Annotated in this window: 19 protein-coding genes and 1 pseudogene; 8 read left to right on the top strand and 12 right to left on the bottom strand. The window is 60.1% G+C overall.

What is annotated here, in order from left to right:
* Positions 1-127: 127 nt before the first annotated feature.
* The 11 genes from FBY01_RS20660 to edd all read right to left on the bottom strand — a co-directional run bounded on the left by FBY01_RS20660 (position 128) and on the right by edd (position 13,715).
* Positions 128-982, bottom strand: coding sequence for a D-hexose-6-phosphate mutarotase (locus FBY01_RS20660; RefSeq protein ID WP_010457382.1), 855 nt, complete (start codon positions 980-982; stop codon positions 128-130).
* 107 nt (positions 983-1,089) lie between these two features.
* Positions 1,090-2,436 (bottom strand): carbohydrate porin, encoded by a 1,347-nt coding sequence (locus tag FBY01_RS20655; protein ID WP_010457384.1) that lies wholly within the window; start codon positions 2,434-2,436, stop codon positions 1,090-1,092.
* A 172-nt stretch (positions 2,437-2,608) separates the two neighbouring features.
* Complete coding sequence (locus FBY01_RS20650; protein WP_010457386.1) at positions 2,609-3,769, bottom strand: ABC transporter ATP-binding protein; 1,161 nt, start codon at positions 3,767-3,769, stop codon at positions 2,609-2,611.
* Between the two features lie 2 nt (positions 3,770-3,771).
* The gene (locus tag FBY01_RS20645) at positions 3,772-4,617 is read right to left on the bottom strand and encodes a carbohydrate ABC transporter permease (protein WP_077748691.1); all 846 of its coding nucleotides are present in this window, start codon (positions 4,615-4,617) and stop codon (positions 3,772-3,774) included.
* On the bottom strand, positions 4,610-5,518 hold the full coding sequence (locus tag FBY01_RS20640; protein ID WP_145309255.1) for a carbohydrate ABC transporter permease: 909 nt from the start codon (positions 5,516-5,518) through the stop codon (positions 4,610-4,612). The genes FBY01_RS20645 and FBY01_RS20640 overlap by 8 nt, the downstream gene beginning before the upstream one ends.
* Positions 5,519-5,666: 148 nt before the next feature.
* The gene (locus FBY01_RS20635; RefSeq protein WP_010457391.1) at positions 5,667-6,968 is read right to left on the bottom strand and encodes an ABC transporter substrate-binding protein; all 1,302 of its coding nucleotides are present in this window, start codon (positions 6,966-6,968) and stop codon (positions 5,667-5,669) included.
* A 117-nt stretch (positions 6,969-7,085) separates the two neighbouring features.
* Positions 7,086-8,345 (bottom strand): AGE family epimerase/isomerase, encoded by a 1,260-nt coding sequence (locus tag FBY01_RS20630; RefSeq protein WP_145309253.1) that lies wholly within the window; start codon positions 8,343-8,345, stop codon positions 7,086-7,088.
* Positions 8,346-8,573: 228 nt separating this feature from the next.
* The gene (locus FBY01_RS20625; RefSeq protein ID WP_145309251.1) at positions 8,574-10,043 is read right to left on the bottom strand and encodes an ATP-binding protein; all 1,470 of its coding nucleotides are present in this window, start codon (positions 10,041-10,043) and stop codon (positions 8,574-8,576) included.
* Positions 10,033-10,764: a response regulator gene (locus FBY01_RS20620; protein WP_010457397.1), complete on the bottom strand. Its 732-nt coding sequence runs from the start codon at positions 10,762-10,764 to the stop codon at positions 10,033-10,035. The genes FBY01_RS20625 and FBY01_RS20620 overlap by 11 nt, the downstream gene beginning before the upstream one ends.
* A gap of 177 nt (positions 10,765-10,941) precedes the next feature.
* Positions 10,942-11,892 carry a glucokinase gene (locus FBY01_RS20615; RefSeq protein ID WP_010457399.1) on the bottom strand — a complete coding sequence of 317 codons (951 nt, stop codon included), beginning with the start codon at positions 11,890-11,892 and terminating at the stop codon, positions 10,942-10,944.
* Entirely contained in the window at positions 11,889-13,715 is a 1,827-nt protein-coding gene (gene edd, locus FBY01_RS20610; protein WP_010457401.1) for a phosphogluconate dehydratase, read from the bottom strand. The genes FBY01_RS20615 and edd overlap by 4 nt, the downstream gene beginning before the upstream one ends.
* A gap of 220 nt (positions 13,716-13,935) precedes the next feature.
* Between edd and gap the strand changes: the two genes are divergently transcribed.
* The 5 genes and pseudogenes from gap (at position 13,936) to FBY01_RS20590 (ending at position 19,338) form a co-directional block, all read left to right on the top strand.
* Positions 13,936-14,937, top strand: coding sequence for a type I glyceraldehyde-3-phosphate dehydrogenase (gene gap / locus FBY01_RS20605; RefSeq protein ID WP_145309249.1), 1,002 nt, complete (start codon positions 13,936-13,938; stop codon positions 14,935-14,937).
* A gap of 15 nt (positions 14,938-14,952) precedes the next feature.
* Positions 14,953-15,417, top strand: a complete 465-nt coding sequence (locus FBY01_RS20600; RefSeq protein WP_145309247.1) for a methylglyoxal synthase — start codon at positions 14,953-14,955, stop codon at positions 15,415-15,417.
* A 287-nt stretch (positions 15,418-15,704) separates the two neighbouring features.
* Positions 15,705-16,937, top strand: a pseudogene (locus FBY01_RS32270) (chemotaxis protein); the annotation flags it as partial.
* A 150-nt stretch (positions 16,938-17,087) separates the two neighbouring features.
* Positions 17,088-17,843, top strand: a complete 756-nt coding sequence (locus tag FBY01_RS32265; RefSeq protein WP_370654441.1) for a methyl-accepting chemotaxis protein — start codon at positions 17,088-17,090, stop codon at positions 17,841-17,843.
* A 163-nt stretch (positions 17,844-18,006) separates the two neighbouring features.
* Positions 18,007-19,338 carry a CoA transferase gene (locus FBY01_RS20590; RefSeq protein ID WP_145309243.1) on the top strand — a complete coding sequence of 444 codons (1,332 nt, stop codon included), beginning with the start codon at positions 18,007-18,009 and terminating at the stop codon, positions 19,336-19,338.
* 128 nt (positions 19,339-19,466) lie between these two features.
* On the opposite strand, the gene arcD (FBY01_RS20585) is transcribed toward FBY01_RS20590, so the two are convergent.
* Positions 19,467-20,894, bottom strand: a complete 1,428-nt coding sequence (gene arcD, locus FBY01_RS20585; protein WP_077748698.1) for an arginine-ornithine antiporter — start codon at positions 20,892-20,894, stop codon at positions 19,467-19,469.
* A gap of 427 nt (positions 20,895-21,321) precedes the next feature.
* Here arcD (FBY01_RS20585) and arcD (FBY01_RS20580) point away from each other — a divergent pair, with 427 nt between their 5' ends.
* From arcD (FBY01_RS20580) to FBY01_RS20570, 3 genes are all read left to right on the top strand, one after another.
* Positions 21,322-22,749 carry an arginine-ornithine antiporter gene (gene arcD, locus FBY01_RS20580; protein ID WP_145309241.1) on the top strand — a complete coding sequence of 476 codons (1,428 nt, stop codon included), beginning with the start codon at positions 21,322-21,324 and terminating at the stop codon, positions 22,747-22,749.
* Between the two features lie 35 nt (positions 22,750-22,784).
* On the top strand, positions 22,785-24,041 hold the full coding sequence (gene arcA, locus FBY01_RS20575; protein WP_083375889.1) for an arginine deiminase: 1,257 nt from the start codon (positions 22,785-22,787) through the stop codon (positions 24,039-24,041).
* A gap of 69 nt (positions 24,042-24,110) precedes the next feature.
* On the top strand, positions 24,111-25,121 hold the full coding sequence (locus FBY01_RS20570; RefSeq protein WP_010457417.1) for an ornithine carbamoyltransferase: 1,011 nt from the start codon (positions 24,111-24,113) through the stop codon (positions 25,119-25,121).
* Positions 25,122-25,231: the final 110 nt, after the last annotated feature.

Below are 25,231 nucleotides of genomic sequence, written 5' to 3'. Positions count from 1 at the left end.
CCTCATCGCGAGCAGGCTCGCTCCCACATTAGATCTTCGGTGGACACTGTATTTGTATTCAAAGCAGGTCCACTGTGGAAGCGAGCCTGCTCGCGAAAGGGCCAGCCCAGGCGCAAAGATTCTGGAACTAAACCCCCACCCGCGCCTGCAAACTCAAATGCGCTTTCTGCCCCGGCGCCAGGCTCAAACTGTCGGTCCCGCCACTCGCCGCCTCGACACACACAAATTCTGAAATCTCGTTCCAGCTCACTCCCAGCAACGGTCGCGCCCCCGGATGCCAGACCACCGTGTCCGCATGGTCACCGGTGTCGATGCACAACTCGCGCTGCCAGGCGTGGTCCTTGAGCTGCAATTCACCGTCATGCTGGAACACCCGCTGACACCCACCGTCAACTCTCAACTCGCCTTCCTGCTGGCAAACCTGGCGGTTCAACTGGTCGTAACCGTGGGCGCCATCGAGTCCGGACAGCGCTATCTCACCGACATCACCAATACGCCAATAGGCATGCAACGCCTGGCTCAATTGGCACGGCAGGCTGTCCTGATGCTCGGTGCTCAGGCGCAGATCCATGCGTTCGCCCAAGTGTGCGTGCAGGTCCACTTGCCAGTCACACAGCTGAAGTTGCCAATGCAGGCGCACGCCATCGTCGTCATGGCTGCTGTCGAGCAGTTTCCAGTCGATCAACCGTGCCCAGCCATGGGAAGGCCAGGCGTTTTCGCTTGGATGACGGCCATACCACGGCCAGCATACCGGCACACCGCCACGAATCGCGCCGACTTGTGGCCACTTCGCCGCGCACCAGAGCCAGGGCTTCTGGCCCTTTGGCTGGAAGTGCAGCAACTGCGCGCCCTGCCGGCTGAACACCGCCTGACACAGCGGGTGATCAATCACCAGCACATCGCGCTTCTGATAGCGCTCCCACGCAAACACCGGACGTTCGCGCAAGGATTTGAAGAAGCGTTGTAGCGGATGCTCATGCATGTGCCACGGTCCTGAAAATCATCCGGGGTGCGCCGCCCCAAAAAAAAGCGGACAGCCAAGGCTGTCCGCAAAAATGCGCACATAGAGAGGAGCTTATCGCAACAGCGTTAGAACACCGACTGAATTTTCAGGCCGGCCACCAGCGCGTTGTCGACTTCATCCACACCGCCTGGGTGAGTGATGTATTGCAGGTTAGGACGCACGGTCAGCCAGTTGGTGACGTGGAAGCCGTAGTTGATCTCGTAGTTGTACTCAGTGTTACGCAGCGGCGCGAACAGCGGGTCCTGATAGTCAGTGACATTGTTGGAGGCGTTGACCAACTCTGAGTTTTTCTTAACGTCATCGTTGACATGGATACGGGCGGCACCGATACCGAAGTCATCCTTCGGCCGTGCATCGAACGGGCCTTTGTACACCAGCATCAGCGACTGGTAGTTATCGACGAAGTTGGTGTCCTTGTCGTGGAAGGTAGCGTTGGCAGCAATGTTCAGACCGCGGGAAGCGTCACCGTTGTGGGTGGTGAGTTGTTGCTGCGCCACGAACCAGTAGCCGGACTTGCTGCTGTGGCTGCGATAGGCGTTACCGCTGGTTGCGGCGTCATTACCGTTGTCGTCTTCACGAACGTCATCGGCCTTGGCCGTGCTTTTGTAGTAACCGACACGGTATTCGCCCGGCAGGTTGCCAGGGTTAGGCAACCAGACCAGTTCGACCGGCAACACGGTGCCCTTGGTACCACTGCCGCTGAGCTTGAAGCCGTTACCGTGCTCCAGTTGCGACGGGTTCTGGTTGTACGCGCCGATCTGCGCATACCACTCAGGCGAGATGTTGTACTTCACGCGAACCGCAGCCTGCATGACCGGCCAGTTGTACCAGATGTTGGTCGCCCAGTTACCCGCTTGGGAACCGCAGAACGCCAGGTTCTGGAACTCGCACGGGAAGGTGTTGAAATCTTCGCCTTCGCCGAAGTAACCGGCCTTGACGTCCAGTTTGCCATCGAGGAACTGGTGCTTGATCCACAGTTGGGTCAGGCGAACCATGTGGCCACGGCCGTAGACTTCCTGGGAGGAACTCAAGGTGCCGGCACGCGGATCGCCGACACGGTCATTGGAGATGTTCTCACCGTTACGGTTGGTGAGCTGGACCTTGGCCTGGGTGTTATCCCAGCCCCACAGCTTTTGCAGGTCCAGCGCCACGCCCAGGCCAAACTGGTCGGCGTAACGCGCGGTCTTGTCGTTGTTGTAGCCACCGTGAAGGTTGCCACCGACTTCACCGACGTAGTCCATCTTGATGTCGATGCCCCGCTCGATCAGCTTGGTCCGCTCGCCACCCCAATCGCCGGTCATCCATTCGGAATCGGCGCTGAACGCGTCAGCCGCGTGCACACTACCGGCCAGCATCATGGCCGCAACCGCGGACAACTGGCAGATAAGCTGAGCGTTGTTGTTCTTCTTCATCCCTACATCCTCGTTTTATTGTTATTAACTGTTTTTATTTAACGCGGTTACATCAGGTGCGGAGAGCGACAGGCCGCTCACCGCATATCCCCCCTGCAGGAGCCTGTTTTGCCGGCGAAGGCGACCCTGAAATCGCCTTCGTCGGCAAGCCTGGTTCCTACAGTTTTAATCTTCAGCGGCCTTTGAATTGGGCGACGTTGGCGCCGTGGCTCTCGGCTTTTGGTTGACCGGCCACCCCAAGGCGCTCCCCGGTCTTGGCATCGAACAACAGCACTTTCGATGGATCGAATTGCAGGGTCAGGGTCTCGCCCACGTTCGGCGCGACGTCCGGCGCCAGGCGGCAGCAGACTTTGGTGTCGTTGAGATTGACGAACACCAGGGTGTCGGGACCGGTCGGTTCGGTGACCTGGACTTCGGCGCGAATGGTCGGCAAACCGTTCGGCTCGCTGCCCGCCAGAACGATCTGCTCCGGGCGCAGGCCGAGGATCACTTCACGGTCTTCCAGACCGGCGTCCTGCATGCCCATCGGCAATTCGCAACGCGCCTGGCCGCTGTCGAGCAGCGCCACCAGACGACCGTCCTTGCGCTGCAAACGCAGCGGAATGAAGTTCATCGGCGGCGAGCCGATGAAGCTCGCCACGAACAGGTTGGCCGGGTTGTTGTAGATGTCCTTTGGCGTACCGAACTGCTGAATGATCCCGTCCTTCATCACCGCAACTTTATCGCCCAGGGTCATCGCTTCGATCTGGTCGTGGGTCACGTAGACCGTGGTGGTTTTCAGGCGCTGGTGCATCAGTTTCATTTCAGTGCGCATCTCGACGCGCAGCTTGGCGTCGAGGTTGGACAGCGGTTCGTCGAACAGATAAATCTTCGGACGACGCGCCAGGGCACGGCCCATGGCCACGCGCTGTTGCTGACCACCGGAGAGTTGACCGGGCTTGCGGTTGAGCAAGTGTTCGATCTGCAACAGCTTGGATACCCGCGCCACTTCCGCTTCGATGTCGGCGGCGGGCATTTTGCGGATCTTCAAGCCGAAAGCGATGTTCTCGCGCACGCTCATGGTCGGGTACAGCGCGTAGGACTGGAACACCATGGCGATGTCGCGGTCTTTCGGGCTCATGCCGCTGACGTCCTGATCACCGATCATGATCGCGCCGCCGGTGATGGTTTCCAGGCCGGCGATGCAATTCATCAGGGTCGATTTACCGCAACCCGAAGGTCCGACCAGGATCAGGAACTCACCGTCCTTGATCGACAGTTCGATGTTCTTGAGGGTGTCCGGCAGGCCGGGACCATAGGTCTTGTTTACATTGCGAAGTTCGAGCGTAGCCATGATTACCCCTTGACTGCGCCGGCCGTCAGCCCGCGCACGAAATACTTGCCTGCGACCACATAGACCAGCAGGGTCGGCAGCCCGGCGATCATCGCCGCCGCCATATCAACGTTGTATTCCTTGGCCCCGGTACTGGTGTTGACCAAGTTGTTCAACGCCACCGTAATGGGTTGCGAATCACCGCTGGAGAACACCACGCCGAACAGGAAGTCGTTCCAGATCTGGGTGAACTGCCAGATCAGGCAGACCATGATGATCGGGGTGGACATCGGCAGGATGATCAAGCGGAAGATGGTGAAGAAACCCGCGCCATCGAGCCGCGCCGCCTTCACCAGCGCATCGGGAACGCTGACGTAGTAGTTACGGAAGAACAGCGTGGTGAACGCCAGGCCGTAGACCACGTGCACAAACACCAGGCCGGTGGTGGTGCTGGCCAGGCCCATCTTGCCGAGGGTGAACGAGGCCGGCAGCAGGACGGTCTGGAACGGCAGGAAGCAACCGAACAGCAGCAGACCGAAGAACAGTTGCGAGCCACGAAAGCGCCACATCGACAGCACATAGCCGTTCAGTGCACCGATGGCGGTGGAGATCAGTACCGCCGGAACGGTGATCTTGATCGAGTTCCAGAAGTACCCGTCAACCGTGCCCCAGGCCTTGACCCAGCCAATGCCGCTGACCACGGTCGGCCAGCTCAGCAGGTTGCCGGAGTTGATGTCTTCCGGCGTCTTGAAACTGGTCAACAGCATGACCACCAGCGGTATCAGGTAAAGGAATACCGCCAGGATCAGCACGCCGTAGATGGCGATGCGACTCAGGCTGATGGATGGTTTGGCAGCGAAATTAGTCATGACGCTTGGTCCTCAGCTCGGAGTACAGGTAAGGCACGATGATTGCGAGAATCGCACCGAGCATCAGAATTGCACTGGCCGAGCCCATGCCCATCTGGCCGCGACTGAAGGTGAAGGAATACATGAACATCGCAGGCAGGTCAGAGGAATAACCCGGGCCACCGGCAGTCATTGCCGCCACCAGGTCGAAACTCTTGATCGCGATGTGGGCCAGGATCATGACCGCGCTGAAGAACACCGGACGCAGGCTCGGCAACACCACTTTCAGGTAAATGCGCGGCATGCTCGCGCCATCGATCTGGGCAGCACGGATGATCGATTGATCCACGCCACGCAGGCCGGCGAGGAACATCGCCATGATGAAGCCCGAGGCTTGCCAGACCGCCGCGATCACCAGGCAATACACGACGCGATCCGGGTCGATCAGCCAGTCCAGGCGAAAGCCTTCCCAACCCCAGTCACGCAGCATTTTGTCCAGGCCCATGCCCGGGTTGAGCAGCCACTTCCAGGCGGTACCGGTGACGATCATCGAGAGCGCCATCGGGTACAGGTAAATGGTGCGAATGAAACCTTCGCGACGAATGCGCTGGTCAAGAAACACCGCCAGCAGCACACCGATCACCAAGGTGATGCCGATGAACATGCCGCCGAACACCGCCAGGTTCTTGCTCGCTACCCACCAACGGTCGTTGTCGAACAGCCGCTGGTACTGCGCCAGGCCCGCCCATTTGTAAGTCGGCAGGAAAGTCGATGTGGTGAACGACAGGATGAACGTCCACAGGATATAGCCATAGAAGCCCACCAGGACGATGAACATGCTCGGCGCCAGCACCAGTTTGGGGAGCCAGCGCTGCAATGCATCGAACGGCGAGGCCTTGCTGAACACAGCAACAGAACTCATGGGAAGATCCCGTACGAGAGAAAATTTACGTTGGAAATGCTGACCCTTGCAGGCGTGAGACTGCTTGCGATAGCTGAGTGTCAGACTCTGGATGTATCAACTGATACACCGCTATCGCGAGCAGGCTCGCTCCTACAGGGGCCAAGCATTACTTGGCAGCTTTGACGGCCGTGCCCAATTGCTTGGCGGCAGTCGCCGGATCGGCTTTCGGGTCGTTGATGAAGTTGGTCACCACATCAAAGAACGCGCCCTGTACCGCCAGCGTGGTCGCCATGTTGTGCGCCATGCTCGGCTGCAGGCCGCCGGACTTGGCGTCCACCAGGAAGTCCTTGGCAGCGGTCTGGGCGCAGGAGTCGAAACCGTACTTGCCCATGTCGTTCAGCATGTCGATTCGAACCGGGATCGAGCCCTTGTTGATGCTGAAGACTTTCTGGAAGTTCTCACCCAGCACGACCTTGGCAATGTCCTGTTGAGCAGCAGCAGTGCCTTTGTCTTTCTGCTTGAACACAGCCAGGGAGTCGATGTTGTAGGTGAACGCCTTGTCGGTGCCCGGGAACGCTACGCACTCGTAGTCCTTGCCGGCGACTTTCTTGGCGGCAGTCCACTCGCTCTTGGCCCAGTCGCCCATAATCTGCATACCGGCCTTGCCGTTGATGACCTTGGCCGCTTCCAGGTTCCAGTCCTGGCCTTTGCCGTCGGCGTCCATGTAGGTCGCGACTTTCTTCAGCTCGGTCAGCGCCTTGACCATTTCAGGACCGGTCAGTGCTGCGTTGTCCAGGTCGACCAGGGCTTTCTTGTAGCCGTCGACGCCCATGACCGACAGGACCACCGCTTCGAACACGGTGCTGTCCTGCCAAGGCTGGCCGCCGTGAGCAAGCGCAATGAAGCCCGCTGCCTTGAGCTTGTCACCGGCGGCGTAGAATTCCTGAAGGGTGGTTGGCGCTTTTTCGATGCCGGCTTTCTTGAAGACTTCCGGGTTGATCCACAGCCAGTTGACGCGGTGAATGTTCACCGGCACGGCCACGTAGTCACCTTCGTACTTCACGGTATCGGAGACTTTCTTGTCGAGCAGACTGTCCCACTTCTCGGTTTTGGCCGCGTCTTTCAAGACGTCGGTGTCGAGCAGACCGGTAGACGCCCATTCCTGGATGTCCGGGCCTTTGATCTGTGCGACGCCAGGTGGGTTGCCTGCAACGGCGCGGCTCTTCAGCACGGTCATGGCGGTCGCACCGCCACCACCGGCAACGGCGCCGTCCTTCCAGGTGAAACCGTCTTTTTCGACCTGGGCCTTGAGGACATCAACGGCCGCTTTTTCGCCACCGGAGGTCCACCAGTGAACGACTTCTACCGAACCTTTGGAATCGGCGGCAAGCGCACTGACAGGGAATGCAGAGATAGGGAGCAATGAGGCAAGAGAAATGACAGTAGCGAGGCGAGAAATCGCATTCATCTAGAATTACCTTTCTTGTTGTTATGCATGCAAGTCTGGTGCTTGCGCTGCATAGGATTTTAAACAGGAGTTATCCCCTCGCAGGTAACGAAGGGACGCTTGAATGTCACCACATGGTTACACAGGAGCGCTCTGGGACAACTGCCCCAAGGCCGTGGCCATGCTCGGCGCCAGCGGCAGGCGCGGGATCAGGACGGCTTGCCAGGCGTGATACAGATCCGGTTTACCGGCCCAGATATCGGCACTTGGACGGTTTTGCGGGTCGAGCTCATGGTGCCAACTGCCATCGCAGCGGTCGATGAAATGACTGTCACAGAATTCCCAGAACAGCCGGTACCAGGTTTCGTATTGCGTATCCCCAGTGCGTTTAAGCAACGCGCTGGCGGCGGCACTGGCTTCGCAATGGGTCCAGTGCAAGCGATGGCGAACCACCGCGCGATTGTCCCAGTCGAGGGTGTAGACAATCCCGGGCAGCCCGTCGACATCCCAGCCGTGACGGCAGTTGTGATCGAAGAGTTTTTGCGCGTCGGTGGCCAGCCAACCCGGCGTGAGCATGCCGGCTTGCACGCGTGCCGCTTCGAGGTGCAGCAACAGCCGCGCCCATTCGAAACCGTGGCCCGGCGTGGTGCCGTAAGGGCGGAAACCGTCGGCCGGGTTGTCGTGGTTGTACTCGCGCAGCGGCTGCCAATCGCGATCGAAATGCTCGACCACCAGGTAGTCGTTGGCAGCGGCGTGACCATGAATGACGCGCTCGACGATGCGCTGAGCGCGGACCAGCCAGCGGTGGTCGTCGGTGACATCGGCCAGGGCGAGAAAGGCTTCGGTGGCGTGCATGTTGCTGTTGGCGCCGCGGTAGGCTTCTTCACCGCTCCAGTCGCGCTCGAAGGATTCGCGCATTGCGCCCTCCTCCTCGCTCCAGAAATGCGTGTCGATGATGTTGATAGCATCGTCGAGCAACGCCTGTGCACCGGGGCGCTGGGCGACGACCGCCGAACTGGCCGCGAGGGCCACGAAGGCATGCAGGTAAGCGGCCTTGCCGGTGTTGTCATCGTGATGATGGGCAGCGGCAAACCAGCCGCCGTGTTCGGCATCACGCAACGGGCCGCTGAGCGCCTGAATGCCGTGATCGACCAGCTCGGCAAACCCTGGCAAACCCTGAATATGCGCCATGGCGAAGCTGTGGGTCATGCGGGCGGTGTTCATGGTTTCGGCGTGGGCGTTGGCCGGGAGACGGCCCTTTTCATCGAGATTGCCGAAGCCTTCGGCAAGCTTTGAAGCCTTGGCAAATGCCAACAGGCGCAAGCCTTCGGCCGCGAGCCATTGCTGATGGGCAGGTGCGTTGAGCCAACTGCTGAATGCAGGTTGGAAGGTGTCCATGGGGTGCCTTTTTTTGTTGTTTTGACTGAGGGCAGTCTAAACAACGGGCGGGGGCGGGCTTGTAACGAAGGGGGCGAGTTATGTCACCGGTTTGTGACATTTAGCTTGAGAGATTTGTTTAATGGTCTGACGCCTTCGCGAGCAGGCTCGCTCCCACATTGTTTCTGCGGTGCACACAAATCCCCTGTGGGAGCGAGCCTGCTCGCGAAGAACGATAACGCGGTCAATCTAGTCAACACTGCGCGGCAACTGCAGCGTCACCCGCAACCCGCCTTCACGCAGGTTTTGCAGGCTGACTTCACCGCCATGGCTATGGGCAATGTTGCGCGCAATCCCCAACCCCAAGCCATATCCCTGCTGCTGCCCGGCCAGCCGGAAGTGCGGTTCGAACACCTGCTCCATCCGTTGCTCCGGCACGCCTGGCCCTTCGTCATCGACATGCAGGATGAAGGCGCTGTCGTCGTCATCGATATGCAAATGCGCGTTCTGCCCATACTTCAATGCGTTGTCGATCAGGTTGCCGATGCAGCGCTTGAGCGCCAGCGGTTTGCCCGGGTACGCCGCCAGCGCCCGGCCCTGCTGGGTGACGCGACCATTACCGTTGGGCGCCAGGTACGGTTCTACCAGACAATCGAGCACATGGTTCAGATCCACCGGCTCGATGTTTTCGTGAATATCGGTGTCTTTCACGCATTGCAGCGCGCCCTTGACCAGCAATTCCAGCTCATCCAGATCGCGGCCGAACTTGGCTTGCAGCTGTTCGTCTTCAAGCAATTCGACCCGCAGCCTTAACCGGGTAATCGGCGTGCGCAGGTCATGGGAAATTGCGCTGAACAACTGGCTGCGCTCGGTCAGGTAACGGCTGATGCGCTCGCGCATCGCATTGAAAGCGCGGCCCACTTCGACCACTTCACTGCCGCCGCCTTCGGCCACCGGTTCGACTTCGGCACCGAGGGACATGTCCCGCGCCGCCCGCGCCAGGCGTTTGAGCGGACGACTCTGCCAGTGCACCAACAGGCCGATGAACAACAGCAAAAAGCCACTGGTGAGCACGATGAACCAGACCTGCTGCGCCGGCAGGCCCTGTTCTTCAAGGCTGGTGTAGGGCTCGGGCAACAGCGAGGCGATGTACAACCACTCCCCCGGCGCCATCTGGATTTGCGTGACCAGCACCGGCGGGTTCACCGGCTCCAGCGTCAGCGCGTAATGCGCCCATGAGCGCGGCAACTCATCGAGTTTCAGCCCGCTGTTGAAGATCCGCAGGTCTTCGGGGCTGACGAAGGTCACCGAGATATCCGTGTCTTGGCCGAGGGACTCTCGCAATACCTGATCCACGGCCTTGAGCACGGCTTCCTTGCGCGGGGTGATCGGCAACACTTCCATGCCCAGCGGCTTGTCGTTGAGGGTCACCACGAAACGGGTGCCGCCCATGCTGCGCAATTGGTCGAGCACCAAGGGACGAAACGCCACCGGCAGCGAACGAAAATAACTGACGCTGGCCGTCATCGAATGGGCCAGGCTGCGGGCACTGGTGACCAGGCCTTCAAGTTGGGTGGCACGCAGTTGCGACACCCAGATAACGCTCGACAAGGTCTGCGCGAACAGCACCGCCAACAGGGTCAGCAGCAACATGCGCCCGAGCAGCGAACGCGGCATCGGCACGCGGGTGGCGAGCTTGCGCAACCACTCAGTGGCCATTGCTGGCAACCACATTGGCGGCCAGTTGGTAGCCGCTGCCACGCACGGTACGGATCAATCGCGGCGGTTTTTCGGTATCACGCAGGCGCTGACGCAAACGGCTGACCGCCATGTCGACGATACGATCCAGCGGCATCAGATCGCGACCACGGGTGGCGTTGCCGATGGTGTCGCGGTCGAGGATTTCCTGCGGATGATCGAGGAACAGTTTCAGCAGCGCAAAATCGGCGCCGGAGAGAATCACTTCTTCGCCGTCAATGTGGAACAGCCGGTGGCTGACCATGTCCAGCCGCCAGTCGTCGAACGCCAGCACTTCACCGCCGGAACGCTCCTGACCGAACTGCGCGCGGCGCAACAAGGCCTTGATGCGCGCCTGCAATTCACGGGGGCTGAACGGTTTACCGAGGTAGTCGTCGGCGCCCAGTTCCAGGCCAATGACGCGGTCGGCCTCGTCGGAGCTGGCGGTGAGCATGATGATCGGCACCTGCGCCTGACGCGGGTGTTGGCGGATCCAGCGACAAAGGCTGAAACCGTCTTCGTCGGGCAGCATCACGTCGAGGATCACCAGATCGCTCGGCGCTTCGTTCATCGCTTGGCGAAAGCCCGCGCCATCGGGCGTGGTGCGGACCTGGAAACCGGCGCGGGTCAGGTAGGTGTCCAGCAACTCGCGTATCTCTTGATCATCATCGACCAACAAAATCGACTTGTTGACTGAGCTCACGGGGCGGCGTCCTTGTTGTTTGAATTGGGCGGATTATGCCTTAAGCACCGTTTTCACAAACACCACAAAACTACTGTAGGAGTGAGCCTGCTCGCGATTGCGGTTTTACATTCAACGCATTGGTTGACTGATACACCGCTATCGCGAGCAGGCTCACTCCTACAGGTTGATCGCATTTCAGGCCTGATCGAGCGCCACACCCGCACCCATCAACCCGGAATACGGCGCCGTCACCAGCCACACAGGGATGCCTTTGAAGTAATCGCTCATGCAGCCCTTGTCGGCGAAGCACCGGGCAAAGCCGCTTTCAACGAAGAAATCGGCAAACCGCGGAATCACTCCGCCGACGATATACACGCCACCGCGAGCCCCCGTGGTCAGCACGTTGTTGCCGGCGACACGACCGAGCCAGCAGCAGAACTGCTCCAGCACTTCCAGCGCAATCGGGTCACCCGCCAGACCGGCAGCGGTTATCGATTCCGGAGTATCGAGCACCGGCTCATGACCGTCCACCGCACAAATCGCCCGGTAGACCCGCGGCAAACCGCTGCCGCTCAACGCCGTTTCAGCGCTGACATGCCCGATCTCATTGAAGATGTGTTGCCACAGTTGGGTTTCACGCAGACTGCTCAAGGGCAGATCAACGTGACCGCCCTCCCCTGGCAAGGCGGCAAAACGGCCTTCGCCCAGGTCCAGCAAGGTGCCGACACCCAGCCCCGTGCCCGGACCAATCACCACGGCAGGCCGCAGCGGCTCAGGCGTGCCTTCGCAGACCACCCGAAACTCACCAGGCTGCAAACGGGTCATGCCCAGCGCCATCGCCGAAAAATCATTGACCAGCAACAACTGATCGACCTGCAATGCCTTGCAAAAATCTTTGCGACTGAGCCGCCAGTGATTATTGGTGAACTTGAATTCATCACCGCTCACCGGGCCGGCCACCGACAGGCATACCGAGCCGATCGAACCCGGTGCCAGGCCAAGCCCGCCCAGATAGAGGGCAATCGCCTCTTCCGGGCTGGCGTGGTCGGCCGTTGCCAGCACCTGGATCGCTTCCAGTTGCTGGTTTTTCCACAACGCGAAACGTGCGTTGGTCCCACCGATGTCACCGACCAAAGCCAGTTTCAATTAAGCGTCTCCAGGGCAGAAGTAAAGGCGCTGGCGCCCTGCTCTGCGGAGCTGAAGGCCATGCGCATGAAACCAAACAGTTCGCGACCGCTGCCAATGTTGTTGCCCAACAGGCCCTTGGCCGGGGTGCGCGCTGCAAATTCTTCGGCGTCCACCTTAAGCTCCAGGGTGCCTTTGACGCCATCGACGCGGATGATATCGCCCTCTTGCACCCGCGCAAGAGCACCGCCGACATAAGCTTCGGGACTGACATGAATCGCTGCCGGGATTTTCCCCGACGCGCCGGACATGCGCCCGTCGGTCACCAGCGCGACTTTGAAGCCGCGATCCTGCAGCACGCCGAGGAACGGCGTCATTTTGTGCAGCTCCGGCATGCCATTGGAGCGCGGGCCCTGGAAGCGCATCACCGCGACAAAATCCTTCTCCAGCAAACCGGCCTTGAACGCGTCGGCCAGATCCTGCTGATCCTGGAACACCATGGCTGGCGCTTCGACGATCTGGTTTTCCAAGGCAACGGCGGAGACTTTCATCACGCCACGTCCGAGGTTGCCTTCCATCACCCGCAAGCCGCCCTCAGGCGAGAACGCACGCGCGACCGGGCGAAGAATGGTTTCGTCGAGGCTTTCGATCGGGCCTTCGCGCCAGACCAGCTCGCCGTTTTCGAGGAACGGCTCCATGGTGTAACGGCTCAAGCCGTGGCCCAGCACCGTGTTGACGTTTTCGTGCAGCAGCCCGGCTTCCAGCAGTTCGCGGATCAGGAATGACATGCCGCCCGCCGCCTGGAAATGGTTGATGTCGGCTTTGCCGTTCGGGTAGACGTGGCTCAGGGTCGGCACGACTTCGGAGAGGTCGGCCATGTCCTGCCAGGTCAGTTGAATGCCGGCCGCCATGGCGATAGCGGGCATGTGCAAGGTGTGGTTGGTCGATCCGCCGGTGGCGTGCAGCGCCACGATGGAGTTGACCAGCGAACGCTCGTCGACGATTTCGCCGATCGGCATAAAGTCACCGTTCTGCTTGGTCAGACGCGTCACCTGATGCGCCGCTTCGCGGGTCAGGGCATCGCGCAACGGGGTGTTCGGGTTGACGAACGAGGCGCCCGGCAAGTGCAGGCCCATGACTTCCATCAGCAACTGGTTGGTGTTGGCGGTGCCGTAAAAAGTGCAGGTACCCGGGCTGTGGTAGGACTTCATTTCCGATTCCAGCAGCTCTTCGCGGCTGGCCTTGCCTTCGGCATAACGCTGACGCACATCGGCTTTCTGCTTGTTGGAAATGCCCGAGACCATCGGCCCGCCCGGGACGAAGATCGTCGGCAGATGACCGAAACGCAGTGCGCCCATCATCAGGCCCGGGACGATCTTGTCGCAGATGCCGAGCATCAGCGCGCCATCGAACATGTTGTGGGACAGCGCCACGGCGGTGGACAGCGCGATCACCTCACGGCTCGGCAGGCTCAGCTCCATGCCCGGCTCGCCTTGGGTCACGCCATCGCACATGGCCGGGGTGCCGCCGGCGAACTGGCCGACGGAGCCGATCTCGCGCAGGGCTTTTTTGATCTGTTCAGGAAAGACTTCGTAAGGCTGATGCGCCGAGAGCATGTCGTTATATGACGAAACAATCGCAATGTTGGCGGAGTTCATCATCCGCAGACTGTGCTTGTCTTCAGTGCCGCAACCGGCCACGCCGTGGGCGAAGTTGGCGCATTGCAGCTTGCCGCGCATCGGACCGTCGCTGGCTGCATCGCGAATAAGCGCAAGGTAAGCCTCACGGGTTGCGCGGCTACGGGCGATAAGCCGTTCGGTGACCTCAAGGACGCGGGGATGCATGTGTAGAACTCCAGGCTAACGGATGTGGCGACCTGATTGTCTATGCTGAGCAAGAGCCGGTGTCGATGGGATGACAGACGGTTTTCTTGATCGGTCGGACCAGTTGATTCAGGTCACTCGTTGTAGATTGAACAAAATATTGCCATTAAAAAGGCTTGTTTTCTATTTTTATGCGAATAATCTTGTAATTCCAACAACAAAACGACGGCGGCCCTGTTAAATGACTCTTCGAATCGCAATCAATGGTTTTGGCCGAATTGGCCGCAACGTCCTGCGCGCACTGTATACCCAAGGCTATCGCCAGGATCTGCAGATCGTTGCCATCAATGACCTTGGCGACAGCGCGATGAACGCTCATCTGCTCAAGTACGACACCGTTCACGGCACGTTCGACGCCGATGTCCAGCACGATCAAGAAAGCCTGACCGTCAACGGTGACCGTATTGCCGTCAGTGCCATTCGCACCCCGGCCGAGTTGCCTTGGGCCGCGGAAAAAATTGATGTGGTGTTCGAGTGCACCGGTCTGTTCACCGACCGTGCCAAAGCCGCCGCGCATATTACGGCCGGCGCGCGCAAAGTGATTATCTCGGCCCCGGCCAAAGGCGCCGACGCCACCGTTGTCTATGGGGTCAACCACGACATTCTGCGCCAATCGCACCAGATCATTTCCAACGCATCGTGCACCACCAACTGCCTGGCCCCGGTGGCGCAGGTGCTGCACCGCGAACTGGGCATCGAAAGCGGTCTGATGACCACGATCCACGCCTACACCAACGACCAGAATCTGACCGACGTCTACCACACGGACCCGTACCGCGCCCGTTCGGCCACCCAGAACATGATCCCGAGCAAGACCGGCGCCGCTGAAGCGGTCGGCCTGGTGCTGCCGGAACTGGCCGGCAAACTGACCGGCATGGCGGTACGTGTTCCGGTGATCAACGTGTCGCTGGTGGACCTGACCGTGCAACTCAAGCGTGAAGCATCGGCCGATGAAGTGAATGCACTGCTCAAAGAAGCCGCCCAGCACTCGAAGATTCTCGGCTACAACACCCTGCCGCTGGTCTCCAGCGACTTCAATCACAACCCGCTGTCGTCGATCTTCGACGCCAACCACACCAAGTCCAGCGGCAAGCTGCTCAAGGTACTGGCGTGGTACGACAACGAATGGGGCTTCTCCAACCGCATGCTCGATAACTGCCTGGCGCTGTGCAACGCTGAGTAACGGGGAGCTAAACCGATGATCGGTATCAGCTTCACGCAAAAGACCATGGCGGCGCGCAAGCGTATCGCCTTGGTCGCCCATGACCACTGCAAGGTATTTTTGCTGGACTGGGCCGAGCGGAAGAAGGACAAGCTTGCGCAACATGAACTGGTCGCCACCGGCACCACCGGGCTGTTGTTGCAACAACGCCTGGGCCTGCCGGTGGAAAGCATGATCAGCGGCCCCTTGGGCGGCGACCAGCAACTCGGTGCGCGCATTGCCGAGCAGCGGGTCGACATGCTGGTGTTTTTCTGGGACCCGTTCGAACCGCAACCCCATGACCCGGACATCAAGGCGTTGCTGCGGGTCGCGGCGGTCTGGAACATTCCGGTGGCGTGCAACGAATGCAGCGCCGACTACCTGCTCAGCAGCCCGATGATGGAGCAGGCTCACGCCCACCGCATCCCCGATTACGCGACCTATCTGTTGGGTCGCGCCTGAACCGCTTTCGGATCCATCACTGATCCCTTGAACGGATAATGGACATCATCGTCCGTTCAAGAAGGATCAGGTACGCCAGCCTCAGAATCTCCCCGCGATTTCCCCCGTTTTAAGCCCTGTTTTCGGCAGATTTTTCCGCGCAAACGTTCAACCCCTACCGTTCGTCGGGGCCACCATCATGCATCCTCGTCCCACGCCGATGTGCATTGAATGGCGCTGAATGGACTTGGCGAACCGGGTCGACATCGGCCCACAGCCAACACTTCATCCCTTCGCGAGTTCGCCCTATGTTCGACTCTCTCTCTATCCGTCTGAAAATCGTCTTGCTGTCCGGCCTGTGCCTGCTTGGCGTGGTCGCGTTGATCGTTGGTATGAACTTCTACCAGACCAACCAGAACGATGAGCTGGTCAGCGCCTCCAGCCGCAAGATGCTCACCACCAGCGTGCAGGACCTGCTCCAGGCCAAGGCCGCCGAGCAAGCGGTGCGGGTGCAGAAGACATTCGGTGAAAGCCTGTTGGTGGTGACTGCCCTGGCCGATCAGATCAAGGACATGCGCGCCATGGCCGCCAAGCGTTCGCTTGAGGCCGGGGCCCTGCGTGAGGAGTTGAACCAGAGCCTGAAAACCGCGTTTGAGCGCAACAGCAAAGTGCTGGGGATCTGGCTGGCGTTCGAGCCCAACGGCCTGGACGGCAAGGACAGCGAGTTCGCCAACGATGCGGCACGCCAGTCCAACGAATCCGGGCGTTTTGCCAGTTACTGGAGCCGTGCCGGTGGGGCCGGGATCAACACGATCATGGTCGAAGACGACATGACCAAAACCACCCTGAGCCTCAGCGGCACGCCGTACAACAGCTGGTACACCTGCCCTCGCGACAGCAAACGCACCTGCTTGCTGGACCCGTATGCCGACACCGTCGGCGGCAAGGAAATGCTGATGACCACCATTTCCGTCCCGCTGCTGGTGGACGGCAAATCCATCGGCGTGGTCGGTATCGACATCGCCCTCGACGCCCTGCAAGCGGCCGCGGTCGATTCCCAGCGTGACCTGTTCAACAGCGCCGGGCACATGCTGATTGTCTCCGGCAGCGGTGTATTGGCTGGTTACAGCGTCGATGCGAGCAAGGTCGGCAAAGGCATTGATGCGACCCTCGGCGCTGACGGCAAGGACATCCTGCAACTGCTCAGCGGCGGCACGCCGAAGATCCTCGAACAAGGCGAAGTGATTCGTGCGGTGTACCCGGTCAGCCCGATCAGCGACTCCAAAGCCTGGGGCGTGGTGATTGACCTGCCCAAGCAAGTGCTGCTGGCCGATTCGGTCAAGCTGCAAGCGGTGCTCGATGACGCCCAGCAAAGCGGCACGATCAAAGCGGTGCTGGTGGCTGTCGCGGCCGGCCTGGTCGGTCTGTTGCTGATCTGGCTCACCGCGTCCGGCGTGACCCGGCCGATCAACAGCGTCGCCGAGATGCTCAAGGCGATTGCCAGCGGCGACGGCGACCTGACCCAACGCCTGCACTACAGCAAAAAAGATGAACTGGGCGAACTGGTCAGCTGGTTCAACCGCTTCCTCGACAAGCTGCAACCGACCATCGCGCAGATCAAACAAAGCATCACCGACGCTCGTGGCACCGCCGACCAATCCTCGGAAATCGCCCGTCAGACCAGCGAAGGCATGCAGGTGCAGTTCCGCGAAATCGACCAGGTCGCCACAGCGTCAAACGAAATGAGCGCCACCGCCCACGAAGTCGCCAACAGTGCGTCGAACGCGGCCAATGCGGCCAAAGGTGCGGATCAATCGGCGCGCGATGGCATGTCGATCATCGAGCGCAGCACCCGCGACATCAATCAACTGGCCGACGAAGTCAGCAAGGCTGTGACTGAAGTCGAGGCGCTGGCGGTGAACAGCGAGCAGATCGGTTCGGTGCTGGAAGTGATCCGCAGCATTGCCGAACAAACCAACTTGCTCGCCCTCAACGCGGCGATCGAAGCGGCCCGTGCCGGCGAAAGCGGTCGTGGGTTTGCCGTGGTGGCCGACGAAGTGCGCAACCTGGCCAAACGCACCCAGGACTCGGTGGAAGAAATCCGCGTCGTGATCGAGCGCATCCAGACCGGCACACGCGGCGTGGTGGCCACCATGCATTCGAGCCAGACCCAGGCCCACAGCAATGCCGGACAGATCCAGCAAGCGGTCCAGGCCTTGGGCAAAATCAGCGACGCGGTCACCGTGATCAGCGACATGAACCTGCAAATCGCCAGCGCCGCCGAACAGCAGAGCGCGGTGGCCGAAGAGGTCAACCGTAACGTCTCGGCGATCCGCACCGTCACCGAAACCCTGACCGGCCAGGCCACCGAATCGGCGCAGATCAGCAGCCAGCTCAACTCGCTGACCACCCACCAGATGAAATTGATGGATCAGTTCCGGGTGTAACAGCCACAGCCCTGTAGGAGCGAGGCTTGCCCGCGAAGGGAGCGCTGCGGTTTTCAGATAGACCGCATTATCGTTCTTCGCGGGCAAGCCTCGCTCCTACAGGTTTCATCCGCTTCATCACCTGTTTGATCTATGCTCGGGCTCTCGTTCCGGAGGGCCTTCGATGACTGGTTTACTCACGTCCATTCAAGCCGCGCTTGGCTTGTCTCACACGCCAATTCCCTTTACCTCGAGCGGCGCCCTGCCTTCGGCGTTTGCCGTCACTGATCTGGCCTGTGCCAGCATCGCCGCCGCCGGTCAGGCAGTCAGCGAATTACTGCAACAACACACCGGTCGCTTGCCCAACCTTGAAGTCGACCGCCGCCTGGCCTCTTTCTGGTTCGCCACCTCGATCCGCCCCGTGGGCTGGAGCGTTCCGCCGCTGTGGGACCCGGTGGCCGGGGACTACGCGACCCAGGACGGCTGGATCCGCTTGCACACCAACGCGCCGCATCACCGCGCCGCCGCCGAAAGCGTGCTCGGCACTTGTGCCGACCGTGCGGTGATGGCGAGCAAGGTTGCGCAATGGGCGAAAACCGATCTGGAACAGGCCGTGGTCGATGCCGGCGGCTGCGCCGCCGAGATGCGCAGCTGGGCACAATGGCAGGCGCATCCCCAAGGCCTGGCGGTGAACGCCGAGCCGTTGATTCAGTTCAGCGCCGGCAGCGGTCAACACGCGAAACCCTGGAAAGGTTCTGTGGCGCAACCGTTGGCAGGCATCAAGGTGCTGGACTTGACCCGCGTGTTGGCCGGTCCCGTCGCCAGTCGTTTTCTCGCCGGCCTCGGCGCCGATGTATTGCGCATCGACCCACCGACCTGGAACGAACCCGGCGTGGTGCCCGAAGTCACGTTGGGCAAACGCTGCGCACGGCTGGACCTGCACAACAACGACGATCGAGCGGTGTTCGAAAGCCTGCTCAAGGACGCCGATATCGTGCTCCACGGCTACCGCGCCGACGCACTGGAAAAGTTGGGTTACGGTGTCGCCGAGCGGGAAAAACTGGCGCCGGGCCTGATTGATGTGTGCCTCAACGCCTACGGTTGGAGCGGCCCGTGGCGTAACCGCCGTGGCTTCGACAGCCTGGTGCAGATGAGCAGCGGCATTGCCGACGCGGGCTGGCAGTGGAAGAAAGCGGACAAACCGACGCCGCTGCCCGTTCAGGCGCTGGATCATGCGACCGGGTATTTGATGGCGGCTGCGGCGATCACGTTATTGGGACGGGGTGGGTCGGCCAGGTTGTCGTTGGCGCGAACGGCGAAATTGTTGATTGAAAACGGTGCCGGGACGGATGAGGCGCTGCGAGCTGAAGATGAAAATGATCAGGGGATGTTGATCGAGCAAACGCCTTGGGGGCCGGCGCATCGGCTTCATGTGCCTTTGAAAATCACCGGCACACCGTTGCAGTGGACACTTCCGGCCTCGGAATTGGGTGCCCATCGCGCGCAGTGGTGGTGACCGTCAGATAGCTATCGCGAGCAGGCTCGCTCCCACATTGGATCTGCGTCGAACACAAAACCTGTGGCAGCGAGCTTGCTCGCGATGGGGCCAGAACACTCAATACAAAACCGGTGCCAGCCGCCACCTCACAACGACAGCAACCCGCTGTACAACCCATACGCCGCCAGCCCCGCCCCGCTGATGACGCAGGTAAAAATCCCTTTCTCGATATGGGTAAACAGCGGCTCGCCTTGCTCTCGCTTGGCCTTGGCAAACAAGATCACCCCCGGCGCATACAGCAACGCCGACAGCAGCAGATATTTGACCCCGCCCGCATACAACAACCACACCGCGTAACCCAGGGCGATGCCGCCGATCATCAGGTCCTTGGTCCGCTCGGCCGACGCGTGCTCGTAGGTTTCGCCGCGTCCGCTCAACAGCACCGCATACGCCGCCGACCACAGATACGGCACCAGGATCATCGACGACGCAAGGTAGATCAGGCTGGTGTAAGTGCCTGCCGAAAACAGCGTGATCAGCAGAAAAATCTGGATCATCACGTTGGTCAGCCACAGCGCATTGACCGGTACATGGTTGGCGTTTTCCTTGGTCAGAAAGGCCGGCATGGTCTTGTCTTTAGCCGTGGCGAAAAGGATTTCGGCGCAAAGCAGCGCCCAGGACAACAATGCACCCAACAGCGAAATCGCCAGGCCAATACTGATCAGCAGCGCCCCCCAAGGACCGACAATGTGCTCCAGCACCGCCGCCAGTGACGGGTTTTGCAGGGTGGCCAATTCCGGCTGGCTCATGATCCCCAGGGATAACACGTTCACCAGCACCAACAACGCCAACACGCCGAGAAAACCGATCACCGTTGCCCGGCCGACGTCCGAGCGTTTCTCCGCCCTGGCCGAGTACACACTGGCGCCTTCAATGCCAATGAACACGAACACGGTGACCAGCATCATGTTGCGCACCTGCTCCATGACACCGCCGAAATTCGGGTTGCTGCTTCCCCAGATATCGCGGGTGAAGACGTCCGCCTTGAAGGCCACGGCGGCGATGACGATGAACATGATCAGCGGCACGATCTTGGCCACGGTGGTCAGCTGGTTGATGAACGTCGCCTCCTTGATCCCGCGCAGCACCAGAAAATGCACGGCCCACAGCAGCACCGAGGCGCAACCGATGGCGATCGGCGTGTTGCCCTGGCCAAACACCGGAAAGAAATAACCGAGGGTACTGAACAGCAACACGAAATAACCGACGTTGCCCAGCCACGCACTGATCCAGTAACCCCAGGCGGACGAAAACCCCATGTAATCGCCGAACCCGGCCTTGGCGTAGGCGTACACCCCGGAATCCAGTTCGGGTTTGCGATTGGCCAGGGTCTGGAACACGAAGGCCAGGGTCAGCATGCCGACCGCAGTGATCGCCCAACCAATCAATATCGCCCCGGCATCGGCACGCGCCGCCATGTTTTGCGGCAAGGAAAAAATCCCGCCGCCGATCATAGAACCGACGACCAGGGCGATCAGCGCACTGAGGCGAAGCTTTTGCGTCGTTTGCACCATCTTGCGTCCCTTTTTTACGGCATGGCCATTGAGGCATAACTTTAACTAAATGGATAACGGGTTTAAGCGTTTATTAACTAACGGAAAATAACGCCTTCTATTTATAGCCGATAATTCTATGGGATCGGTGTGTAACAGTTTTGTATGTCAATTTTGATAAATCCATTCCACACCGAAAACAGATGACAAAATTGGCAGAAAGCCAAAACCGGACTAAGGTCAAAATTCAAAGTGCTATGCATCATTCACGCCTGAACTGGCCGAAGCCTCTGGAAAGGGCTTTTCCAGCGATATTCTTATGCCCGCAAAAGTTTCATAAGTCTTTCATTAACAATGGAATGTGTCGATGTACTGATCTATGTCAGATGTCTGAATAGCTAACAGCATTAATCTGCTGTCTCTTTTCTCCTGCATTGGAGGTCATGCAATGTCTGAATCCCCCGGTAAACTGAAACTCGGCGCACTTGTGGCGCTGGTTGTCGGCTCAATGATTGGTGGCGGGATCTTCTCTTTACCGCAAAACATGGCCGCCAGTGCCGATGTCGGCGCCGTGCTGATCGGTTGGGCGATTACCGCGGTCGGCATGCTGACCCTGGCCTTCGTGTTCCAGACCCTCGCCAACCGCAAGCCTGACCTGGACGGCGGTGTCTACGCCTACGCCAAGGCCGGTTTCGGCGACTACATGGGTTTCTCGTCTGCCTGGGGTTACTGGATCAGTGCGTGGCTGGGCAACGTCGGTTATTTCGTGTTGCTGTTCAGCACCCTCGGCTATTTCTTCCCGATCTTCGGCGAAGGCAACACCGTCGCTGCGGTGATCGGCGCGTCGGTGCTGCTCTGGGGCGTGCATTTCCTCGTGTTGCGCGGGATCAAGGAAGCGGCGTTCATCAACCTGGTGACCACCGTCGCCAAGGTCGTGCCACTGGTGCTGTTTGTGCTGATCGCGATTTTCGCCTTCAAACTGGACATCTTCACCGCCGACATCTGGGGCCTGAAAAACCCGGACCTGGGCAGTGTGATGAACCAGGTGCGCAACATGATGCTGGTCACCGTGTGGGTGTTCATCGGCATTGAAGGCGCGAGCATTTTCTCGGCCCGGGCAGAAAAACGCAGCGACGTCGGCAAGGCCACCGTGATCGGTTTTATCACCGTGTTGCTGTTTCTGGTGCTGGTGAACGTGCTGTCGCTGGGCATCATGACCCAACCGGAACTGGCCAAACTGCAGAACCCGTCGATGGCCGCGGTGCTGGAACACGTCGTCGGTCCATGGGGCGCCGTGCTGATCAGCGTCGGCCTGATCATCTCGCTGCTCGGGGCGCTGCTGTCGTGGGTGCTGTTGTGTGCGGAGATCATGTTCGCCGCCGCCAAGGACCACACCATGCCGGCGTTCCTGCGCAAGGAAAACGCCAAACAGGTGCCGGTCAACGCATTGTGGCTGACCAACGCGATGGTGCAGCTGTTCCTGGTCATCACCCTGTTTTCGGCCAGTACTTACCTGTCGCTGATCTACCTGGCCACCTCGATGATTCTGGTGCCGTATCTGTGGTCCGCGGCTTATGCCCTGCTGCTGGCGGTGCGTGGCGAGAGCTATGAAAACGCTGCGGCTGAACGTCGCAAAGACCTGTTCATCGGTGCCGTCGCGTTGATTTACGCGGTCTGGCTGATCTATGCCGGCGGCGTCAAATACCTGCTGCTCTCCGCCCTGCTCTATGCCCCCGGCGCGATCCTGTTCGCCAAGGCCAAGATGGAGCTCAACAAACCGGTTTTCACCAACATCGAGAAGCTGATTTTCGCCGCTGTTGTCGCTGGCGCCCTGGTGGCGGCCTACGGCCTGTATGAAGGCTTCCTGACCCTGTAACACTCGACTCATTTGTCATCTGGAGGATCACTGTAATGACCACCGAAAAAGTTAAGTACGGCGTCCATTCCGAAGCCGGCAAACTGCGCAAAGTCATGGTTTGCTCCCCAGGCCTGGCCCACCAGCGGCTGACTCCGAACAACTGTGACGAACTGCTTTTCGATGATGTGCTGTGGGTGGCCCAGGCCAAGCGTGACCATTTCGACTTCGTCACCAAGATGCGCGAACGCAACGTCGAAGTGCTGGAAATGCACAACCTGCTGACCGACATCGTCGCCATCCCCGAAGCCCTCGACTGGATTCTGGAACGCAAGGTCACCGCCAACTCGGTCGGCCTCGGCCTGATCAACGAAGTGGGTTCGTGGCTGCGTAGCCTGGAACCGCGGCATATCGCCGAGTTCCTGATTGGCGGTGTCTCCGCCGATGACCTGCCGGACAGCTTCGGCGGCAAGACCATCCAGATGTTCCGCGACTTCCTCGGCCACTCCAGCTTCATTCTGCCGCCGCTGCCCAACACCCAGTTCACCCGCGACACCACGTGCTGGATCTACGGTGGCGTGACGCTGAACCCGATGTACTGGCCGGCGCGACGTCAGGAAACCCTGCTGACCACCGCCATTTACAAATTCCACCCACAGTTCACCAACGCCGATTTTGAAATCTGGTACGGCGACCCGGACCAGGATCACGGCAGCGCCACCCTGGAAGGCGGCGACGTGATGCCCATCGGCAACGGTGTGGTGTTGATCGGCATGGGCGAACGTTCGTCACGACAGGCCATCGGCCAACTGGCGGTGAACCTGTTCAAGCACAACGCAGTGGAGAAAGTCATCGTCGCCGGCCTGCCGAAGTCCCGCGCAGCGATGCACCTGGACACTGTGTTCAGCTTCTGCGACCGCGACCTGGTGACGATTTTCCCGGAAGTGGTAAACCAGATCGTCGCCTTCACCCTGCGCCCTGACGACAGCAAGCCGGGCGGCATCGACATCCGCCGCGAAGAAACCAACTTCCTCGACACCGTCGCCAAGGCCCTCAACCTCAAGGCGCTGCGCGTGGTGGAAACCGGCGGCAACAGCTTCGCTGCCGAACGCGAGCAATGGGACGACGGCAACAACGTGGTGGCCGTGGAGCCCGGCGTGGTGATCGGTTATGACCGCAACACCTACACCAACACCCTGCTGCGCAAGGCCGGTGTAGAAGTCATCACCATCAGCGCTGGCGAACTGGGGCGCGGCCGTGGCGGCGGCCACTGCATGACCTGCCCGATCATTCGCGACCCTATCGACTATTAATTTTTATGCCCTGCTTCGCGCTCATAAAGCGCGAAGCAGGCGGATAACCGAAACCCAAGGAGATCCAAAATGGCTTTCAATATGCGCAACCGCAGCCTGCTCTCGCTGATGCACCACACCACTCGCGAGCTCAACTACCTGCTAGACCTGTCCCGCGACCTCAAGCGCGCCAAATATACCGGCACCGAGCGTCCGCACCTGCAAGGCAAGAACATCGCGCTGATCTTCGAAAAAACCTCGACCCGCACCCGTTGCGCCTTCGAAGTCGCGGCCCATGACCAGGGCGCCCACGTCACCTACATCGACCCGGTGTCGTCGCAGATCGGCCACAAGGAAAGCATGAAAGACACCGCCCGCGTGCTGGGGCGGATGTTCGACGCCATCGAGTACCGGGGCTTCGAACAGGAAATCGTCGAAGAGCTGGCCAAGTTCGCCGGCGTACCGGTGTTCAACGGCCTGACCGCTGAATTCCACCCGACACAAATGATCGCCGACACCCTGACCATGCGTGAGCACAGCGACAAGCCGCTGCACGACATCAGCTACGCCTACCTTGGCGACGCCCGTTACAACATGGGCAACTCGCTGCTGATGATCGGCGCCAAACTCGGCATGGACGTGCGCATCGCCGCGCCCAAAGCCTTGTGGCCGCACGCTGATTTCATCGCCCAGTGCAAAGCCTTCGCTGAGGAAAGCGGCGCACGCATCACCATCACCGAAGACCCGAAAGAAGCGGTCAAGGGCGTGGACTTCATCCACACCGACATCTGGGTGTCGATGGGTGAGCCGGTAGAAGCGTGGGACGAGCGCATCGAGCAACTGCTGCCGTACCAGGTCAACGCCGCGATGATGAAAGCCTCCGGCAACCCGCGGGTGAAATTCATGCACTGCCTGCCGGCTTTCCACAACAGCGAAACCAAGGTCGGCAAGGACATCGCCGCACGCTATCCGCACCTGGCCAACGGCGTGGAGGTGACTGAAGAAGTCTTCGAATCGCCGGCCAACATCGCCTTCGAGCAAGCGGAAAACCGCATGCACACCATCAAGGCGATCCTGGTGTCGGCGTTGGCGGATATCTAACGGCCCACCCGGCTCTCCCGGCTGGAACAAAGCCACTGTGGGAGCGAGCCTGCTCGCGATAGCGGAGTAACAGTCAACGTCTCTGTTGAGTGTTAAATGGTCATCGCGAG

This window comes from Pseudomonas sp. SJZ077 (assembly GCF_007993905.1).
Lineage (GTDB): Bacteria > Pseudomonadota > Gammaproteobacteria > Pseudomonadales > Pseudomonadaceae > Aquipseudomonas > Aquipseudomonas mandelii.
Note: the sequence above shows the minus strand (reverse complement) of the source record. Positions and strands in the feature narration are given on the sequence as shown.

Bases quoted from the DNA above. Each gene is read 5' to 3' on its own strand.
- FBY01_RS20660 (WP_010457382.1), bottom strand. From the start codon at position 982: ATGCATGAGCATCCGCTACAACGCTTCTTCAAATCCTTGCGCGAACGT.
- FBY01_RS20655 (WP_010457384.1), bottom strand. From the start codon at position 2,436: ATGAAGAAGAACAACAACGCTCAGCTTATCTGCCAGTTGTCCGCGGTT.
- FBY01_RS20650 (WP_010457386.1), bottom strand. From the start codon at position 3,769: ATGGCTACGCTCGAACTTCGCAATGTAAACAAGACCTATGGTCCCGGC.
- FBY01_RS20645 (WP_077748691.1), bottom strand. From the start codon at position 4,617: ATGACTAATTTCGCTGCCAAACCATCCATCAGCCTGAGTCGCATCGCC.
- FBY01_RS20640 (WP_145309255.1), bottom strand. From the start codon at position 5,518: ATGAGTTCTGTTGCTGTGTTCAGCAAGGCCTCGCCGTTCGATGCATTG.
- FBY01_RS20635 (WP_010457391.1), bottom strand. From the start codon at position 6,968: ATGAATGCGATTTCTCGCCTCGCTACTGTCATTTCTCTTGCCTCATTG.
- FBY01_RS20630 (WP_145309253.1), bottom strand. From the start codon at position 8,345: ATGGACACCTTCCAACCTGCATTCAGCAGTTGGCTCAACGCACCTGCC.
- FBY01_RS20625 (WP_145309251.1), bottom strand. From the start codon at position 10,043: ATGGCCACTGAGTGGTTGCGCAAGCTCGCCACCCGCGTGCCGATGCCG.
- edd (WP_010457401.1), bottom strand. From the start codon at position 13,715: ATGCATCCCCGCGTCCTTGAGGTCACCGAACGGCTTATCGCCCGTAGC.
- gap (WP_145309249.1), top strand. From the start codon at position 13,936: ATGACTCTTCGAATCGCAATCAATGGTTTTGGCCGAATTGGCCGCAAC.
- FBY01_RS20600 (WP_145309247.1), top strand. From the start codon at position 14,953: ATGATCGGTATCAGCTTCACGCAAAAGACCATGGCGGCGCGCAAGCGT.
- FBY01_RS32265 (WP_370654441.1), top strand. From the start codon at position 17,088: ATGCAGGTGCAGTTCCGCGAAATCGACCAGGTCGCCACAGCGTCAAAC.
- FBY01_RS20590 (WP_145309243.1), top strand. From the start codon at position 18,007: ATGACTGGTTTACTCACGTCCATTCAAGCCGCGCTTGGCTTGTCTCAC.
- arcD (WP_077748698.1), bottom strand. From the start codon at position 20,894: ATGGTGCAAACGACGCAAAAGCTTCGCCTCAGTGCGCTGATCGCCCTG.
- arcD (WP_145309241.1), top strand. From the start codon at position 21,322: ATGTCTGAATCCCCCGGTAAACTGAAACTCGGCGCACTTGTGGCGCTG.
- arcA (WP_083375889.1), top strand. From the start codon at position 22,785: ATGACCACCGAAAAAGTTAAGTACGGCGTCCATTCCGAAGCCGGCAAA.
- FBY01_RS20570 (WP_010457417.1), top strand. From the start codon at position 24,111: ATGGCTTTCAATATGCGCAACCGCAGCCTGCTCTCGCTGATGCACCAC.